General features: G+C 61.1%; 8 protein-coding genes. 3 read left to right on the forward strand and 5 right to left on the reverse strand.

Annotation, left to right across the window (positions count from 1 at the left end; translation table 11 throughout):
• The first annotated feature begins 174 nt into the window (after nucleotides 1–174).
• Both HX793_RS20915 and HX793_RS20920 read left to right on the forward strand, forming a co-directional pair.
• Complete coding sequence (locus HX793_RS20915; protein ID WP_177059412.1) at nucleotides 175–4,695, forward strand: hypothetical protein; 4,521 nt, start codon at nucleotides 175–177, stop codon at nucleotides 4,693–4,695.
• 318 nt (nucleotides 4,696–5,013) lie between these two features.
• A complete protein-coding gene (locus HX793_RS20920; RefSeq protein WP_177053255.1) occupies nucleotides 5,014–6,432 on the forward strand; it encodes an amino acid permease in 1,419 nt (472 codons plus the stop codon).
• 43 nt (nucleotides 6,433–6,475) lie between these two features.
• Here HX793_RS20920 and HX793_RS20925 read toward each other — a convergent pair whose 3' ends face one another.
• The 5 genes from HX793_RS20925 to HX793_RS20945 all read right to left on the reverse strand — a co-directional run bounded on the left by HX793_RS20925 (nucleotide 6,476) and on the right by HX793_RS20945 (nucleotide 17,077).
• A complete protein-coding gene (locus HX793_RS20925) occupies nucleotides 6,476–12,967 on the reverse strand; it encodes an NEL-type E3 ubiquitin ligase domain-containing protein (protein WP_177094854.1) in 6,492 nt (2,163 codons plus the stop codon).
• Between the two features lie 66 nt (nucleotides 12,968–13,033).
• Nucleotides 13,034–14,173 carry an OpgC family protein gene (locus tag HX793_RS20930; RefSeq protein WP_177053257.1) on the reverse strand — a complete coding sequence of 380 codons (1,140 nt, stop codon included), beginning with the start codon at nucleotides 14,171–14,173 and terminating at the stop codon, nucleotides 13,034–13,036.
• A 132-nt stretch (nucleotides 14,174–14,305) separates the two neighbouring features.
• A complete protein-coding gene (locus HX793_RS20935) occupies nucleotides 14,306–14,602 on the reverse strand; it encodes a cupin domain-containing protein (RefSeq protein ID WP_177059406.1) in 297 nt (98 codons plus the stop codon).
• A 65-nt stretch (nucleotides 14,603–14,667) separates the two neighbouring features.
• Entirely contained in the window at nucleotides 14,668–16,287 is a 1,620-nt protein-coding gene (locus HX793_RS20940; RefSeq protein ID WP_016977502.1) for an FMN-binding glutamate synthase family protein, read from the reverse strand.
• 28 nt (nucleotides 16,288–16,315) lie between these two features.
• On the reverse strand, nucleotides 16,316–17,077 hold the full coding sequence (locus HX793_RS20945) for a helix-turn-helix transcriptional regulator (RefSeq protein WP_177053260.1): 762 nt from the start codon (nucleotides 17,075–17,077) through the stop codon (nucleotides 16,316–16,318).
• Nucleotides 17,078–17,170: 93 nt separating this feature from the next.
• Here HX793_RS20945 and HX793_RS20950 point away from each other — a divergent pair, with 93 nt between their 5' ends.
• A complete protein-coding gene (locus tag HX793_RS20950) occupies nucleotides 17,171–17,992 on the forward strand; it encodes a carbon-nitrogen hydrolase family protein (protein ID WP_177053261.1) in 822 nt (273 codons plus the stop codon).
• The last annotated feature ends 220 nt before the right edge of the window (nucleotides 17,993–18,212 follow it).

Here is an 18,212-nt window from a genome sequence, read left to right on the forward strand (position 1 = left end):
TGCATCGTGAGGTGGCAGCAGCCGGTGGGGTATCGCGAAGGTTCCGGGTTATCGGTGGGCGGGTTCCGGGTTGTCGATGGCTTTATTTCTTTACTGCCAACTGAGCTTGAACGGGCCCTACGCTGGCCGGTGAACAGGGCAGTAAAGGATCGCCCTGCAACACAGGTAGTGGCTATGACCGCATTAACCCCCGATTCCGCTTCACCCTGGCAGGCTCGCATTGAGCGCATCTGCACGGTATTTTCCGATGCTCCACGTTTGCGCGCGGTGGCCATACAGCGGGCCCAGGCCTGGCTGGATCGACATTGTGCAACGCTGAACCTGTCGGCCGACACACTGGCTGTCGGTACCCCAGATACGTACACCCGTTTGCCCGATGTGCTGTTGGAACGCCTGGCCAGCGGCCAACCGGTCCTCTACACCGAGGGTTATCACCGAGTGGACAAGCGCGCCCGCGAGAATTATTTGCCCACAGGCCTCGTGTTGGCGCAGGTAGAAGGCATGGTCAATCAGCAGGGGCCGTTTTTGCTGCTGGCCTGGCGAGAGGCGTGGCAAACATGGTGGCAGCGCGAGGTTGTCGGCAAGGCGACGCGCTTCGCGTATCTGGCGGATACCTTGCTGGAGCTGATGTACGACAGCCCTAAACCGGCGGGGATGACTCACCAGCGCTTGCGCGCACTGTTCCCCCGACACCTGGTGCGTGCCAGCCAGATGGTGCGCGGCGCGGCGGTGCAGGTTCGGACCCTGCATGTACGGCGCCAGGACGCGCCCGCCAGCGAGCCTGCGCAGATGCTGCCCTTGCTGGTACTGGGCAGCGAATCACAGGCTTTGTTGCTGTTCAGTCCGGCGACGGGAGTACGCAACCTGGGGCGCCTGGAGGATGCCCTTGGCCTGTTACCGGATGCGCTCAGTGTTCAGACCCTGGAGTGGTTTGCCCTGGAGCCCCTGGATGATCCGTTCACGCTGCTGGCCGCTGCCTGTGCCGACTTGCAGTGTCGCGAGATTGAGGCGATCACGCCCGGCACGGCGCGAACCCCCGGGCAACTGCAGGCGCTGCTGGATCATATCCTCGACCCACGCCGATGGTTCGCCGCCGTACTGACTCCGGCGCAGCAGCGCCTGCAACACGCGCTGCCCCTGTGGCTGAGCCAGGCGGATGATCAAGACATAACGGCCTATACGCAGCACTTGACTGCACTGGCCGTGGCGCAGCGCGAGGCGGCAGGGCGTGATTTTCTGGAAGGCATTGCGCCCATTGAGCGGTTTGCCGCGAACGCCTTGCAGGCCTGTCTGGATGCCGAGCCGAATGCAGCGGGTGTGCGGGTGGATGAGATTACCCTGACATTTACCCGCGTGGCGGGCGCCGGGATGCCGGGGGGATTTGCCGTCGGTGAAATCGAGCACCTGAGCCTGTCCCTGCCGCAACTGGCCCTGGAAAACCTCAGTGGTTTTGCGCATGCCCCCGTAACAATCGCCGTCAAAGGCGGTTCGACGCCGACCACGTTGACTTACGCGCTGCTCAAGGCCTGCGTGACCCAGGTTGATATTGGCCAACGCTACCCGGACCTGCTCAAGCGCACCTTCATCACCGACACCGTCGAGGCGACGCGCCGCGAGCGATTGTTTGCCGCGCAGTTGCGGGCACAGCTGCCGCTGTTGGCCCTGGAGCAAAAAATAAAACGCGAACATGGCCTCACGGCCAGTGGTTATCGGTTGCTTGCGGCTGCGGTGCAGGCGACAACGGCAGCCGCGCTCTGGCCGCTGGCATTCAAGGCCCGGTCGCGTGACGGCGCGGATATAGCGGTGAATATGTACGTCATCGGACCGCGCGATGGGGCAGGCGGACCGCACCTGTTGTACCGACCGCTGCTGCAACCGGCACTGCAGGAGTACACCTCCCAAGAGGCACTGTTCGCCGCGATCAAGGCGCCGGGCCCGTTACAAGACAGCGTGTTGGACTGGATCACCCCGTCGCGCAGGCATGTCTATGCCAATGGCGGCTTCGCTGAACCACATATCGCGCAGATGTTTCAGGGGGACGAATTTACCCCGCCAACCAGACCTGCACCCGTGCAGTTGAGCAAGCAAAGCGTGGCGGGCGACCCGTTGCATCAGGTATTTGTCGGCACAGTGCAGGCGTTGGTGACCCTGGCCGATGCGCAATCGGTCTCCAATGCCCAGGCCCGCTGGGCCACGCTGAAGGCCGGTGGCTGGCTGCTGTTCGGCACACTGTTGCCGCTGGTCACGGGACCGGTGAGCCTGGCCGGCTGGCTGTTTCAGCTGATGGCGAGCGTGCAGCAGGACAGTGCGGTACTGGCCGATGCGGATTCGCCGGACGCGAGCCAGGCAACCGTCGATCTGCTGGTCAATCTGGTGCTGGTTCTGGCGCATCACCTTTCGCCCCACGGTGTATCGGAGCATTCACGCCTTGAACCCGCTGCACCGACCGCCCCCCGCCACGTGATGCCTGCGACCCGAGTATTGATCAATACCCAGCCGAGCGGTTGGTTCAGCGGCACTGACGTGTTGTCGCCTGCGTTACAGGCACGGCTGGAGGGTATGCGCCTGAATCCCGAGGCCGCCAAGGGCACGCTTGAACCCCGCGGGGTGCTCAAGGGCCTGTTTCGTGACGGTGAGCAGTGGCAGGCCGACGTTCGCGGGCGCCGTTACCGCGTGCAAGTGCGCCACGCCAGCGTGCGGGTGGTCAGTGCCGACGGCGAGGCGCTGGGCCCATGGCTCAAGCGCCTGGCGGACGACCGTTGGGACGTCGACCTGCGCCTACGCCTGGCCGGCGGTAACGCCGATGAGGCGATCGCCGAGCGCCAGCGCGCCGATGCAGACAGTGTGCCGGTCCTTATTGCCGAGCTGGCAAGGATCAGGGCGCAGGTGGAGAGCGCCGATCGGGCCATCAACATCGCGCGTGGCTTGATCGACAACCGCGTTGCAAGTGAGGCCCAACGTACGGCTGCGCACGATCGCTTCGTGCAGGAACTCAAGGGCAAACTCAACAACGTGCTGTTGGAAGTCCAGGTGCTCAAGAGCCTACGCGCCAAGGGGCCGCGACGTGGCTACGAAGCCGAATTGTGCTCGACCCTGGAAAACCTGATTCTGACCGAGCAGTTGCTCACTGTGCAGATGCGCACCCAGACGGCCCGCGTGCATGCCGTGCTCGGGCCCGCCCTTGAACGTGCGGAGGCGGTGGACGATGACGCCGTCATGACGGAGGACGAGCGCAAGGATCATCAGGCGATTGTCGACGGCTTGCGCCGCTTGGCCGAGATCAACGCCAACGCCATTCGTTGGCGGGCCATGGAAAACAGACACCTTCAAGAACTGAGCGAGGTGCCACGGTTTGGCCGGGACAAGGCCGAGGCGTTGACCCTGAGTGCCGGTACCCAGCCTTCGGTGTTGGATCTGCAAGCCTTGCAGGTGACCACCTTGTGGGGATTGGCGCTGGACAGTAGTCGCGCAAAGATTGACGACGCTTTTTTCCAGGAACTCAATAAAGTGGTCGAGCGGGTTCGCTGGGCGACCCGGTCCCACGCGTCTTTTGACCAGTTGGCGCAGATCTCTGATTCCGAGCGTATTGAGCTGCTGGAAAGTATCACCCGGGTCTACGCCGAAACCTACGACAGTTTTGAGTTCTGGCGAGAGGTGGAGGCTGAGCATTTCAACGTTGAGTTTATGGAAAAACTCCAGCAACTGCTGACGCGCTTGAACTACGAAGCCGAGTTGCAATTGACCGACCTGCTTTCGGCTGTCCCGACACCGGCCCCCACTCGCGGCAGGGCGCGGCAAAAAATTATCCGTACGCGTAACCAGGACATGCTGGTGGCAACCCTTCGAGAGCCTTCGGCAGACGCGTCGGGTGAGGTGGCCGAGCTCAAGGATGACAAAGAGGTGGTGATTGCCTCGTTCACCCAGGCCGACGATGGTATTTGGGAACAGGTTCAGGTGCCAGTTGCTCGCGTGGTCCCCATGCCGGCACTGAGTCGACTGATGGATCAGGGGCAGACGTTGCTCGGGCAGGTCGAGCCAGCTATCAGCAAGGTGCTCAGGCAGGCGTCGACAGCCAATGAGCCGCAGTCGCTGCAGGACATCCTCGAACATCAGGCCAATACGTTGCGCGAGTGTGCCAGCGCGATCAATCAACGGCTGTTGCACGACGATGTGACCCGGCTGGCTGCGACCCAGCGCGCCCGCGCACAAACCCGCGCGCATGAGCTGACTGCTGCTGCCAGCCGGTTGGCCGAGCAAGGCTTGCAGGCACGGGTCAATGCCCTCAAGGCGCGTCCGCCCACGCAGGCGGGGATCGATTTCTTGTCGGGCCATGATGAAGTGCGAATTTATCGGATGCAGGACCGGGTCGCCCTAAAGGGTAAGCGCAATGATTTTCTGCAGGTCTACGGAGTGTTCGATGCAAATGACCACCAGACCTTGTGCTACGCGCACTTTCACTATGAAACGGCACAGGCGTTCAACGACCACTTCACTGCCGCCCATCTCAAAACGCCAGAGCAACACCGCCTGGGCAAGCAAGCCCAGGCCCAGGTCCAGGCGCAGGCCTTTGCCCGTATCCAGGCCGGCCAGAGCGGTCGTGCTCAACCGACCTTTGCCATTCATCGAAGTGAAATCAACCTGCGCATGGCCAGGCGATTGTTCTTCGACGCACCGCAGTGGACGGGGCGGTGGTGAGGGTGGCCTGGCGGCTGGATCAATGACGCTGCACCATAGCTGTGCAATACTCGGCGCCCTTAAATTGGCGAGAATTCCTACGCAAACCAGGTAATGCCTCTCCGCAAAAGCGGCCTTTACCGAGAGTTCTCGCTGAATCTTGCCCGTTATAGAGTGAAAAACCCTGGGTTGGGCTTTTTATACTGCACCCCCGCTGAACTGGCCTGGCCAGACGGGTTGGCCCATGAGGCCGGCCCGGTGTGAGGGCGTCATGGCAGACCCGCCGTGGCGTCGAGCACGCGGTGGCTCAATCCAATAACAAGACGAGGTTGTACCCCTATGCCAGTTGGCAACCACCTGCCCCATGGCGAGACCGCTCAAGGCGGCCCGCTGAAACGTGAACTGGGTGAACGGCATATTCGCCTGATGGCCCTCGGTGCCTGCATCGGTGTCGGCCTGTTCCTTGGCTCGGCCAAGGCCATTGAAATGGCCGGCCCGGCGATCATGCTGTCCTACATCATTGGCGGCCTGGCGATCCTGGTAATCATGCGCGCCCTCGGTGAAATGGCGGTACACAACCCCGTCGCCGGTTCGTTCAGCCGTTACGCCCAGGATTACCTCGGCCCGTTGGCGGGCTTTCTCACCGGCTGGAACTACTGGTTCCTGTGGCTGGTGACCTGCGTCGCGGAAATCACCGCCGTGGCCGTGTATATGGGCGTGTGGTTCCCCGACACGCCGCGCTGGATCTGGGCCCTGGCGGCCTTGATCAGCATGGGCAGCATCAACTTGATCGCGGTCAAGGCCTTCGGTGAGTTCGAGTTCTGGTTTGCGCTGATCAAGATCGTCACCATCATTGCGATGGTGATCGGCGGCGTCGGCATCATTGCATTCGGCTTTGGCAACGACGGCGTGGCGCTGGGTATCTCCAACCTGTGGGCCCACGGCGGCTTTATGCCCAACGGCATACAGGGCGTGTTGATGTCCCTGCAAATGGTGATGTTCGCCTACCTGGGAGTGGAGATGATCGGCCTCACAGCCGGTGAAGCGAAGAACCCGCAGAAGACTATTCCGAGTGCGATCGGCTCGGTGTTCTGGCGCATCCTGCTGTTCTACGTGGGTGCGTTGTTCGTGATCCTGTCGATCTACCCGTGGAATGAAATCGGCACCCAGGGCAGCCCGTTTGTGATGACCTTCGAGCGCCTGGGCATCAAGACCGCCGCCGGTATCATCAACTTTGTGGTGATCACGGCGGCGCTGTCGTCCTGCAACGGCGGCATCTTCAGTACCGGGCGCATGCTCTACAGCCTGGCACAGAACGGTCAGGCACCGGCCACGTTTGCCAAGACCTCCAGCAACGGCGTGCCGCGCAAGGCACTGCTGCTGTCGATCTTCGCGTTGCTGCTGGGGGTATTGCTCAACTACTTGGTGCCGGAGAAAGTCTTCGTCTGGGTGACGTCCATCGCCACCTTCGGCGCGATCTGGACCTGGCTGATGATCCTGTTGGCCCAGCTCAAGTTCCGCAAAGGCCTGAGCCCGGCAGAACAGGCCGGGCTCAAGTACCGCATGTGGCTATACCCGATCAGTTCCTACCTGGCGTTGGCGTTCCTGTTGCTGGTAGTCGGCCTGATGGCGTACTTCCCGGACACCCGCGTGGCGCTGTATGTGGGGCCGGTGTTCCTGGTGCTGCTGACGGTGCTGTTTTACGTGTTCAAGTTGCAACCGACCCAGGTTGCTCAGGGCACCGTGCGCTCGGTGTGATGTAAACTTTAGGCTGCCTGTCTCACAGGCAGCCTAGATCACCTCAAGCGTGGCGCAAGGCGTGAAGTGCCGCTTGAGTCAGTTGGTCGATCAGTCGATTACGCTCCTCTGTTTCCTTGTCGAGCAGTGCTTGCAGCTTGTCCAGATGCTCTTCGGAGCGCTTGTCCGGAACCTCTTTTTGCAATTGCCCGATCTTGTAGCGGGTTGCATTCTTGATGGTTAAGAAGGGGTCGGGAAAACGACGCTCCAGGTAGTCGATCCAGAAGTCGCGTGTCCTGTACGAATTTGCCAGCCCCACAGACCCCTCCAGCCCCAACAGCATTTGCCTTGCATCCTGCACGTCTTTTTCGACCACGCCATAGCCGTGCACCGTGTACAGCATCTGGTCGATTTGAACCGGCAGGTTGAACTCTTCGCGCAGCCTTACCCGATAAAACAAGACTATTTCGGCCGGGTCCGGCGAACGGTTGTCGGCCGTCAATCGAGTGATCTGGTTCTCTGCGAACTGATCCAGCTGCTCCAGGTAGTACACCTGTTTGGCCAGGCCGAGCAGTTCCTGATCGATGCGATTTTCGCCGTAACGCGCGAGGGTTTGGTGGATTCGGTGCATGAGTTCCATGTTGCTGAATAGCAGCATCGCACCGTCGCCACAGGTGCCCGCTGCGCTGGTGTTGAGGAAGACTTTTTCGCGCAGCTCAGTGGATTCGCCCAGACCATTGAGTAACCTCCAGACTCGGCGCGTCAGCGTGGTTTGTGTTGAGCCTCCCTGCAGGTAATCGTGGGACTGTGCCAGATCTGCCAGCACCCTGAACACGTCATCAGGTCGCGCGCCCTCCTGATTCAGCAGATGGGCCCACAGGTCAGTTGCCGGGGCGTGCTGCGTTTTGTTGAGGGCGCTGAGCCAGGGGCCGATGTTGCGTTCGGCCGGCAGCACGTGGGCGATGCCGGGAAAGGCGCCAGCCATGAAGATATTGGTGTCGATGATGTATTGCGTAATGCGTTGCCGGGTTTGTGCGGACAGGGGGTTGTCATGCAGGTACGTATTGCGATTGCGGATGGTGCCGCTGGGGTGGGTAAAGACTTGTTCAGGAATGGTGGTGAGTTGGTTTTCCTGCAAGTACAACCCGATCAAAGTCCCATGCTGCGCGGCGCCCATGGGCCATTGATGGAGGTTGGTGGCTCTGAGGTTCAAGGTCGAGAGCTGGGTCATCGGGGTAATGTCCGGCAGGACCCCCAGGAGGTTGCCGCTCAGGTCAAGGGTACGCAGGTTCACCAGGGTTTCGAGGCGGCTGGCGGACTCTGCGGTTAAACGAAGTCTGTTGGCTTGCAGGTCTAGGTAGGTGAGTTGCCTCATGTCGGTGATAGAGGTTGGCAGGTCCGTCAACTGGCAGTCGATTTCCAGTGCTTGTAGCCCAGGGAAGAGGGCGAGGAAGGCATCGCCTGAGGTTGGGAACGCATTCGCGGCGATATTCAGGTACTCGATGTGTGCGAAGCCGGTGAACCCTGTGGCAAAGGCCGCCATGGGCAGGTCGATGTCGTCCAGTCGCAGTGTCAGTGAATGGGCATCAATCAAGCCCGCGACATAATGCCGGGGTGGCTCTTCACGTCGCCACGCCCGGCGCAGTTGGTTGGCGATAGAGCGGCGCTGGCCCAGGTTAAGGCCCAAGGGGTCTGTCTGGGCGTCGTCGATCGGGCGTGGGGTATCGCTCCAGCGGGTCAGTTCAGTGTCCATAAAACTGAACTCGGCCTGGCGCCGGTCCAGCTCGATCAGGGCGGCGGGTTCATCCAGGTTGAGCTGGCGGATAAAGTGGCGGGCATTGTCATTGTCGAACCGTGGATACAGTTCCTGGACACGGTTCATCAGGTTCGGTGCCCGATTACCGGCAAACGGCCAGAACCGGCTCCAGATGGGGTACACGAGAAACGAGCGATCCAGGCCCATGGCCGGTTGCAGCCAGGGTTGCAGGTGGGGAATGTCCAGCAGGCCTTTGATTTCTACGCGCCGGGCCAGCGCCAATTGGGCGATCTGTTCCTGGAGGGGCGTAAGGTCAAATTCATCGTTAATGCCCAGCGAGTTCCGTTCAGGACCACTCAAGGTCTGGACGATGGCCGCCAGCAAGTTGCTGCCACTGGCGGCGATTGCGGTTTCTGCGGCGTCGTAGGCCTGGTACCCCCGGTGCGTCTTGACCAGCACTTTGCGCAACGTCCCGGCCGGGTTCCCGGCGCTTTCGATACTGGGGCCGTTGAAGGACCGCTCGCGTACCTCGACACGCAGGTTGACGGGCCAGCCGGGCACTTTACCGAGCAGGTGCAGGGTGATCTTGTCGCTGTCGGGGTTGATCAGGTTGTCCAGGTACAACCCTTCGAAGGCACGGTTCAGGCGCAGTTCATGGGCGGTCAACCTGGCCTGTTCGCCGAGGCGCAGGCTGACCTTGCCCTGTTCGTGCAGCTGCTTGAGTTCGCGCCGGGTAGCGTGGCCGAGGATGGCCTCGATGGCGCGGTTGGGTAAGTCGGCATGTTCGGCCTTGAACCGTTCCAGCAGCCCATCGGGTTGGCGGTGCTCACTCTCCCGATAAAGTGAATCGAACAGACTGTTGGTTTCCTTCTGCGCGAACTCGACGATTTTTTTCACCAGTTTGAACAGCCGTTCTTGCGGGGTGGCGGGCAGTTCGCCAAGCAGAGCGGTGATCAATCCATCGTTGCGGGTCAGTTCGTTCAGTAGCTGGGCGCCCTTGTACTGTTGGTCAGTGAGGGTGATGGTTTCAACGTTCGACGCTCCGTTGTCCGGGTATTGATAGCGCACCTGACCATCGGTGCCAGTGATGTGCAGACGGTGGCTGTCCGGCCAACCCGGCATCGAGGAAATCACCAGCAGTTGCAGGTCCGGGTTTGCCTCCTGGGTGTTCGGGTTCGCCTGCAGTGCGTTGATAAAGTATTGAATCTGTTGCTCGATCCTGAAGCGCTTGCAGGTATCGGCCAGCAGCGGCGGTGGCGGATGGCCGGTGCGGTGAACCTGGCGCAATACGTGGTCTGGCGTGTCGGTCAGGGCGAGGATTTGATTGGCTCGCGGCTGGGTGAACGCATAGTCCCGGTGGCCCAGGCGGCTGAACAACTGGTGGGTGTCCCAGGTCATGGGGTTCTCGCTGGCGAGTCGCCAGGCACCGTGGCCGTTGTGTTCCAGCAGCGGGGTGTCGACGCCGATCTTGCTCGGGTGCTTGAGCCGCCATTTGAAGCGGGTTTTATCGAAGACAATGGGGTAAAGGCTGCCGGACAGCGGCAGGTAGTCCTTGCCCTCGACCGTGAAGATCCCATCGGCCCTGGGCTTGAGGGCCGGTGACAGCATCAGGTGGTGTTCGTACTGCACCAGCGAGCCGTTGACCAGGCTGACAAACCCTTCGGGGTTGCGACGTGCACTCATGTTATCGCCCAGGGTTTTACGCAGGCCCTTGGCGTCGGTGACGCTGTTCATGCCCAGCAGTGTGCGTTCGTGGGGGTGGAGTACTGAAGCGATGGCCAGGTAGAAGCTGTCCTGTGCCGGCGAAACAGGGATTTCACTGTCGTTACGGATATCGTAGCCGCGGTAGCGACCGCCGTGGTGCAAGCGAAGATTCACGGTGTTGTCGTCCAACCCACTGGGCACGAAGGTCTCGCCCAGGGTGATATCAGTCACCACAAAGGGACGCTTGAGGGTGTCGCGGATCAGCGCACCGGCAAACTCCCGGGCCCACAGATCGGTATCGGCATTGAAGTCGCGTGGGTGGTAGAGGCTGTCGATCACGGCGTCGATGCGTAGCGCGGTGCGGTGGTGGCTGATCACTTCAGCGAAGGCCACCGGCAGTGTGCCGCCGCTGAGAAAGGCCGCCTGCTCACGGGGGCTCAACGGGTGTTCGACGAGAATCCGGTCCAGGGCAGCGGCAGTTAACGGCGGGTTCAGCTCACGCAGTTTTTTCAGTAAGGGCGTGACGGTGATCAGGGCAGGGGACACCTTGACCGGCAGGAATCGCCTGACCTGCATGGCCGTGGCGGGATCGCCTTTCTCAAAACCCCAGTAATCGAACAGTGCTGAAAACAGGGCGTGTTGCTCGGTGTTTGCCAACGCTGCGACCTGCTCACGTACCGCGCTGATGCGAGCATCTTCGCTGGCGTTGGGTTGGCCTTCTTTGCCAAGCGTCGAACCGGGCGGTTGCTGGCGGATGATCCGTTGCAGCCACTGCCCGTCGCCTTCGTCATTGAGGCCTGTGTAGCTGCCGTCGTCGCGACGTTTGAGGTTGATGGCGTGCGGCCTGGGCGGCGGTTGTTCGGTTTTGCCATAGGTCTCGATCAGTACGCCCTGTGCGTCATGGATGTGCAACAGGCTGTCGGTCGGCCAGCCGCTCAGCTGGGTCAGCAGGCAAAAGACCGTGCCGTCGGCGTGCGCAGGCAGGTGTCCGGTATGGGCAAAGGTCGTGATGATCTGCCGGATCACCCGGTCGACCTGCAAACGCCGCACGCCTTCGATCAGGTTCAGTGGCGCCGCTTCGCCGCGCCAGACCTTGTCCAGGGTGGTGCGTGTGGTGGCGGTGCTGCGCAGCATCTGTTCGAGGTCGGCTGGCGGGACGGTCGAAGACCCGTTGGGCAGCATGCGTTGCAGCAACTCGTGGTTGGACATGACATGGGCGTTGTGCAGGTCGAAGATCCACGCCTGGATCGCCGGGTCGAAAATAATCGGCGGGGTGTAGCTGTCCTTGCCGTTGGTGAGCACATAACGTTTATGCACCTCGTCGAAGCGGACTTCGGCCAGTACATCCAACTCGCCCTCACGCAGCTTGGCGTAGTGCCGGGCCCGGTACGTGTAAATACCCAGTGCGTTGGGGGTGATACCGTTGACCAAACGCTGATTGTCATGGGCGTACGGCCGGGCATCGGCTTTCCAGAGGCCGTGGCTGCCGTCGGGGCGTGTGATTTTCTGCGGGTTGCCGAGTTTTTCCAGGTACGCGTGCATGCGTTGGCGGTGCACCTTGCCAGCGGTCGAGATCAACCTGCCGCTGACCGCAAGGTCGGCTACATCGGCCAGGGCCGAGGCAAACCCGCTGGCCTCACCCTTGCCCAGTTCGTTGATGCCTTGGGCGGCGCTGTAGGTCAGGCTGCCCATCATCGCCAGTTGCATGACCCGGTTCATTCCAGTAACGCCGCCGGGCAGTGGTGTGAGTAGCAGTTGCAGCACCTCGCCGGCAATCGCTGCCGCCGCGTCCTTGAGGGCTTGCCAGTCTTTTTCCGAACGGATTTGTGCCAGTGCGTCCAGGTCTGTCTGGAAGCGCTGCATCTGGCGGGCGGCATAGGCTTGTACCAGGGTGAGTTCGCGGCCGGATTTTATGTCGGTATTGAAGCGGATGTTTTCGAGGGTCTTTTTCGGGAAGGCCTTGTGGAAGGCGTCATACAGGTAGCCAGCCAACGCGTTGAGGCCTTTGGGGCGTTGCTCTTTGTCGAGCAGGGACTTGAACACCGAGAGACCCAGCAATGGCAGTTGCCTGGAAAACCAACCCAGGTCTTTTTGATCGTGGCTCCTGAGCAATTGCTGGCGAAGCGCACGTTCTGCCGTCTGTGCATCATTGTGGTACTGCAGGGCCCCGTCAGGGCGGGCGGGGAAATAGGACAACACGCCAAGGCTGGCCACGCGGATCAGCAGCAGGGGCACCGGTAGGGTGGTGTCCCACGGCACGAACGGCACCGAGATGATGGGAGTGACACCGGAGTTCAGGTTCAGGGTGTCGAAGGGCAACTGTGGGCCGGAGCCTTCGAGGGCGGCGTGCAGCCGGTTGTAGTACTCCAGCGTCACGCCGCTGGTGGCACGGTTGCGGTAGGCGTCGATCAAGTCAAACAACAGGCTGGCTTTGGCTGACGCCATGAATAACCGGTGCAGCGGGCCGTTTGCGGCCATGGCGGCGCGGGTTTTATCGCGCAATTGGCGACCCAGGTCCAGCTCACGAGCCGCCTTGATAAACGTGGCGGCGTCGAGGCTTCGGTCATTGTCCGGGCCGACAATGTAGCTGGCCTCCACCTGGCTGAACCCCGAATCCCCGGGGATAGCATGGGTGAAACCGAAATTGAGGCAAGCGGCTTCCCACAGCGACATCTGTTTCAGGTGTTCGATGTAGTGAAAGTCGTACTGGGCCCGTCGCGTGCGCTGCCTGGACACATAGCCCACCGGGGCAAGTGACTGTGGCGGGTCCCAGGGGAAGCCCTGTTCGCGTTTTTCCTTGTACAGGGTGAACAGGCTGTAGTGCTCGGGATCGCGCCCGCCGATTTTTGCGCGTAGTTGCGCAAGGCCCTGTGTTTTGAAGTCTTGCGTGAGCGCTTGTTGGGCGGTTTCGAGGGCGAGCAGGGCGTTCAACGCATCGCGTTGCAGGGCGAGGTAGCGGGTTTTTTCCGCTGGACTCAAGCTGCTCAAGGCTTGAATCACGTTGTGCTGGATCTGCTCAAGGGCTTGTTGGCGTGCCCAGGACGTGCTGGATTGCAGGTTCCCGGATAAACCATTGAGCAGTTGATACGTCGACATAAACCATGACCTTTCACAATGAGTGGAAGGTCATGGAAGCACCGCCGAAGGTGCCGTCGGGGTTAACTATGTAATGACGGCACGGGCGCGGCGCTCTTGCAGTGACGTGTCCAGGCGCTTGTTGAACTCCAGCCAGGCCGCCAGCAGCCCCATCAGTACCACGCCCATTGTTGCGCTGAACAACTGCATGGCCAGCGCGTCGCCCGCCAGGGCATTGAGCATGTCCGCCAACGGCGCCAGCAGCACGCCCAGGCAGAATACTTCCAGTGAGTAACGGCCCATGCGACAGCTTTGTTGCGCCAGCCAGTGGCGGGTCCAGCCCACGCTGGGCAAGAGTTTGGCGGTGACATAGGCCAGGGCCAGGAAGTGCAGCAGGCGTACGGGTGACAGGTCGGTCTTGCTGATGGGGTACAGCAGGTCGCTGAGCGCCGAGGGCATCCACGCGTCATGCACCTCGGGCCAGCGCCAGGAAATCGTGATGATCCCGGCCATGACCGAGTAGGCCGCCGCCGCGACGAACAATGGCTGCCTGAGCAAGCCACGTGTCTCGACAGGACGTGGTTGACGGGCATGAATCGCCGCTGCGCCGCCCAGCACAAACAACAATTGCCAGGTGACGGGGTTGAAATACCACACGCCGTCGGCAATCGCCCGCAGGTTCCAGCCCATCCACGGCGCCAGCAGGTACACGGTCAACGAAACGCCCACCACCGCCCAAGTCTTGCGCAGCAGCAACGGCAACACCAGCGGCAAACCGCCCAACAGCACGATGTACAGCGGCAGCGGGTCCATCAGGTTGGGCTTGAAGCGCAGCAGCAATTCATCGGTGAGTGCCTGTTGCGGGTGTGTGACGAAGTGCGTCAGGCCCATCTCTTCAACCAGGTCGCGGGTTTCCACATGGCTGTTGGCGAAGAACACGATGCCCATCAGCATCGCCAGCAGGAATATATGCACCACGTACAGCACCCAGGCGCGCCGCAGGATTTTCAGCGAGGCAATCCAGTAGCCGTCGCGTTGCAGGATCTTGCCGTAGGCGAGCACGGCGGCATAACCGGCGAGAAATACAAACACCTCCGCCGCATCGCTGAAACCGATGTTGCGCAGGGTGATCTGGCCGAGGGGGTTGTGGGGGACGTGATCCCAGAAAATGAAGATCAACGCCAGGCCCCGAAAAAAATCGATGCGTGGGTCGCGTCCGTTCAGCATGGCAGCGGGCTCTTGTACGAAAGGTTTAGTAAGGACAGGCGAACGCGGGTGTTGTCGTACGCCGCACGTCGGGCGGGCGCAGGTTGGCGGTATTTGTAAGCAATTGCAAAGGTTGGGTATTACTGAATGTCTCTAGACATCCAGGATAACCAACGTGCCATGGCTGCCTGCAAGCACGGCATGGGCGGTGCCGGCTTCCATCAGGTACATCTGGCCGGCGCCGACCTGGATCGGTTCGCCGCCCAGTGACAAGTGCAGACACCCACTGATCACCAACAACCCTTCGTTGTAATCATGGGTTTCCTCCTCATACGCCTGCTCATCCATGCGCAGCACCTTGACCCGCGCCGGGCCAACCTGGCCCAGGCGCGTTGATTTCCAAGTATCGGGCAGTTGCTCGGCGATGGCGGCGAAATCCAGTAACGGCATGTGAATCTCCTTGTTTCAGCGATGCCGTCGGTGGTCCGGTTCAGCAGGTAGGGTTTGTTTATTTATCAGGCGGCAGCCACTTCATGGGGTTCAAAACTATCCGCCCGTGCCATCTGCCACATACGCGAATAGAACTCGCCATTCACCTCGCCGGTGAGCAATTCGCCGGGTTTGAGGAACACGTGCAATTGCGAGAACAGCTTGATCTCGGTGGCGGACATACGCCGTACCAGATGCTTGGCCGACAGTTGTGAAGGGTGATCCAGGCCCGCCGCAGCCAGCATCTCGGCCAGGGCCTTGAGGGTGTTGCGATGGAAGTTGAACACACGCTGGGCTTTGTCCGGCACTACCAGGGCGCGTTGGCGCAGTGGGTCTTGGGTCGCGACGCCGGTCGGGCATTTGTTGGTGTGGCATGACTGCGACTGAATACAGCCAATCGCAAACATAAAGCCCCGCGCCGAGTTGGCCCAGTCGGCGCCGATGGCCAGCACGCTGGCAATGTCGAACGCACTGACGATCTTGCCGCTGGCGCCGAGCTTGATCTTGTCGCGCAGGTTCAGGCCCACCAGGGTGTTGTGCACAAACAGCAGGCCTTCGCGCAGTGGCACGCCGATATGGTCGGTAAACTCCACGGGCGCAGCGCCGGTGCCGCCTTCCTTGCCGTCCACCACGATAAAGTCCGGGAGGATGCCGGTTTCGAGCATGGCCTTGGCGATGCCCATGAATTCCCAAGGGTGACCCAGGCAAAACTTGAAACCCACGGGTTTACCGCCGGACAGTTCGCGCAGTTGGGCAATGAACTGCATCAATTCGATTGGCGTAGAAAACGCGCTGTGGCGTGACGGCGAGATGCAGTCCTCGCCCATCAGGATGCCGCGGGTTTCAGCGATTTCCTGGGTGACCTTATGCTTGGGCAAAATACCGCCATGGCCGGGTTTGGCTCCCTGGCTCATCTTGATTTCGATCATGCGCACTTGCGGGTTCTGCGCCTGCACGGCGAAACGTTCCGGGTCGAAGCGGCCGTCGCTGGTGCGGCAGCCGAAGTAGCCGCTGCCCAGCTCCCAGGTCAGGTCGCCGCCGTTTTCGCGGTGGTAGGGGCTGATGCTGCCTTCGCCGGTGTCGTGGGCGAAGTTGCCCAGTTTGGCGCCCTGGTTGAGTGCGCGAATCGCGTTGGCGCTCAACGAGCCAAAACTCATCGCCGAGATATTGAACACCGATGCCGAGTACGGCTGCGTGCATTGCGGGCCGCCGACCATCACACGAAATGCGCTAGGGTCACTGAGCGGCGCCGGGCGCATGGAGTGGCCGATGAATTCGAAGCCCGACTGGTACACGTCAATCAGGGTGCCGAAGGGTTTGTCGGCGGTTTCATTCTTGGCGCGCGAATAGACCAGTGAACGCTGGGCCCGGGAGAAGGGCAGGGCGTCGCTGTCGGACTCCAGCAGGTACTGGCGGATTTCCGGGCGGATGGCTTCCACCAGATAACGGATATTGCCCAGGATCGGGTAGTTGCGGCGCACGGCGTGCGGGCTTTGCAGCAGGTCGAAAATACCGATCAGACTCAATACGCCCGTGACCAGGGTGATCGGCCACAGCCATTCGTGCTCGATGAAGGGGAGGCTGGCGAGGGTGAAAATGACGCACACGGCAAAGAAGGCGTAACGGCTTAATAACGACAGGCTCATACGGTTTTCCTTGGTTCGGACTCATCGGCTAGGCGTTTTGCGCCTGTAGAAAGATCGAGAACAGCTCTGACTGGGATTTGATCCCTAGCTTGCTGTAGATGTGTTTCTTATGGACTTTCACGGTTTCAACAGAGATTTCCAGCTTACGAGCGATTTCCTTGCTGGAGCAACCGCTGAGCATCAAGCGGCCCACATCCAGCTCGCGGACGGTGAGTTGCGCACCCCAGTCATCAGTCTGGATCGGTTGCGGCGTACTGACCTGGCTGAGTTCATACGGCAGACGCTGGCGCAGCAAGCTCACCACCCAAGGTTGAATCAGCGACAGCAGAGCGATCTGCTGCGGGTCAAAGCGTTGCTTCGATCCCAGCGACAGGCACAGGGTACGCCCATCCGGCAGGTGGCAATTAAATTGGATTTCATCGGCGACCACGTTCAGGCGGAAATAGCGCTGGTAGTACTCGGTGAGTTCGAAGTGCTCCGGCGCGACTTCGGCCAGGCGCAAAAGCCCGGTGCGCGCGTGTTCGCGGCTAGCGATGTAGAAGGGGTCTAGCAGGTACAGGCCGTTGAGGTAGTCCTGGAACAGGTGGTCCGGCGTGCCGTCGGCCCCTGGGCATTCGGCGAACACCAGCGGGCGGTGTTCGCTGCTGAACAACAGTGCCACCCAACTGTCGGACGGCACGTACTGGTCCAGCAATCGGACAAGCTGGGTCCAGAAGTTTGGCTGGTCCAGCGCGTCTATCATTTGCCCCACCGCACGGTGCCAGGCGATGTCTTGCAGCGACATGGTCATTGATCTACCCCTATCGGGTTACCCCCGCCGCGTGATTCCCTGGTGGGTTGAGGCTGCGCATACTGCGGCACAGCTAAAGAACAAGGAATACCCATGAAGGTCGAATTTGCCCAGTTGGCCGGTCGTGATAACGATACAGCTTACAACCTTGAGCGCGCCTTGGCGTCAATTGCTGCCTGCGCCGACGATACGCAACTGATCGTATTCCCGGAAACCCATCTGACGGGGTTCCCGACATCCGAGACCGTCGCGGCCATCGCCGAGCCGCTGGATGGCCCCGCCGTGCAGGCGATTATCCAGGCAGCTCGTGCACGCGACGTCGCTGTGGTCATCGGCATCGCCGAAAATGATGGCGGCCAGTTCTATAACGCCACCTTGTTGATCACTTCCGAAGGCATTGCCCTGAAGTACCGCAAGACCCACTTGTGGCCTTTGGAGCGAGGCGTATTCAACCCGGGTGACCGTTACCCTACCTGCATGTGGAACGGTCTGCGCGTAGGCCTGTTGATCTGCTACGACATCGAGTTCCCTGAAACTGCTCGCGCCCTGGCGCAGTTGGGTGCCGAGTTGCTGATTGTCACCAACGGCAACATGGACCCCTACGGTCCAACCCACCGCACCGCGATCATGGCCCGAGCCCAGGAAAACCAGGCGTTCGCGCTGATGGTCAACCGGGTGGAAGCGGGCGATGGCGACCTGGTGTTCGCCGGCGGCAGTGCATTGGTGGACCCGTTTGGCACGCTGCTGTTTGAAGCGGGGCGTGAGGAGGGGCAATTCGCGGTTGAGCTGGATCTCGACCGACTGGCAGCGGCGCGCAAGGACTACCGCTACCTGGATGACCAGCGCATGAAATTGCCGGGTGAGGTGATTGAGCACAGCGATGGGACGCGCGAGCTGTTGATCCCACAACACTGATCTCCCTTTGTGCATCGGACCATTGTGGCGAGCGGGCTTGTCCCGCGTTGGGCTGCCCAGCAGCCCCAGTGACATTCACCGCATTTTTCCGAGCAGATCTCAGGGGCAGGTTTTGGGGGCCGCTTCGCAGCCCAACGCGGGACAAGCCCGCTCGCCACACGAAACAGACTTGATCATAAGAAAAATGACATTCGCAACACCGACTTCAGTTCTGCCATAA

Origin of the sequence: Pseudomonas reactans (genome assembly GCF_013387025.1) — a bacterium.
Classification (GTDB): Bacteria; Pseudomonadota; Gammaproteobacteria; order Pseudomonadales; family Pseudomonadaceae; genus Aquipseudomonas; species Aquipseudomonas reactans.

Bases quoted from the DNA above. Each gene is read 5' to 3' on its own strand.
- HX793_RS20915 (WP_177059412.1), top strand. From the start codon at position 175: ATGACCGCATTAACCCCCGATTCCGCTTCACCCTGGCAGGCTCGCATT.
- HX793_RS20920 (WP_177053255.1), top strand. From the start codon at position 5,014: ATGCCAGTTGGCAACCACCTGCCCCATGGCGAGACCGCTCAAGGCGGC.
- HX793_RS20925 (WP_177094854.1), bottom strand. From the start codon at position 12,967: ATGTCGACGTATCAACTGCTCAATGGTTTATCCGGGAACCTGCAATCC.
- HX793_RS20930 (WP_177053257.1), bottom strand. From the start codon at position 14,173: ATGCTGAACGGACGCGACCCACGCATCGATTTTTTTCGGGGCCTGGCG.
- HX793_RS20935 (WP_177059406.1), bottom strand. From the start codon at position 14,602: ATGCCGTTACTGGATTTCGCCGCCATCGCCGAGCAACTGCCCGATACT.
- HX793_RS20940 (WP_016977502.1), bottom strand. From the start codon at position 16,287: ATGAGCCTGTCGTTATTAAGCCGTTACGCCTTCTTTGCCGTGTGCGTC.
- HX793_RS20945 (WP_177053260.1), bottom strand. From the start codon at position 17,077: ATGACCATGTCGCTGCAAGACATCGCCTGGCACCGTGCGGTGGGGCAA.
- HX793_RS20950 (WP_177053261.1), top strand. From the start codon at position 17,171: ATGAAGGTCGAATTTGCCCAGTTGGCCGGTCGTGATAACGATACAGCT.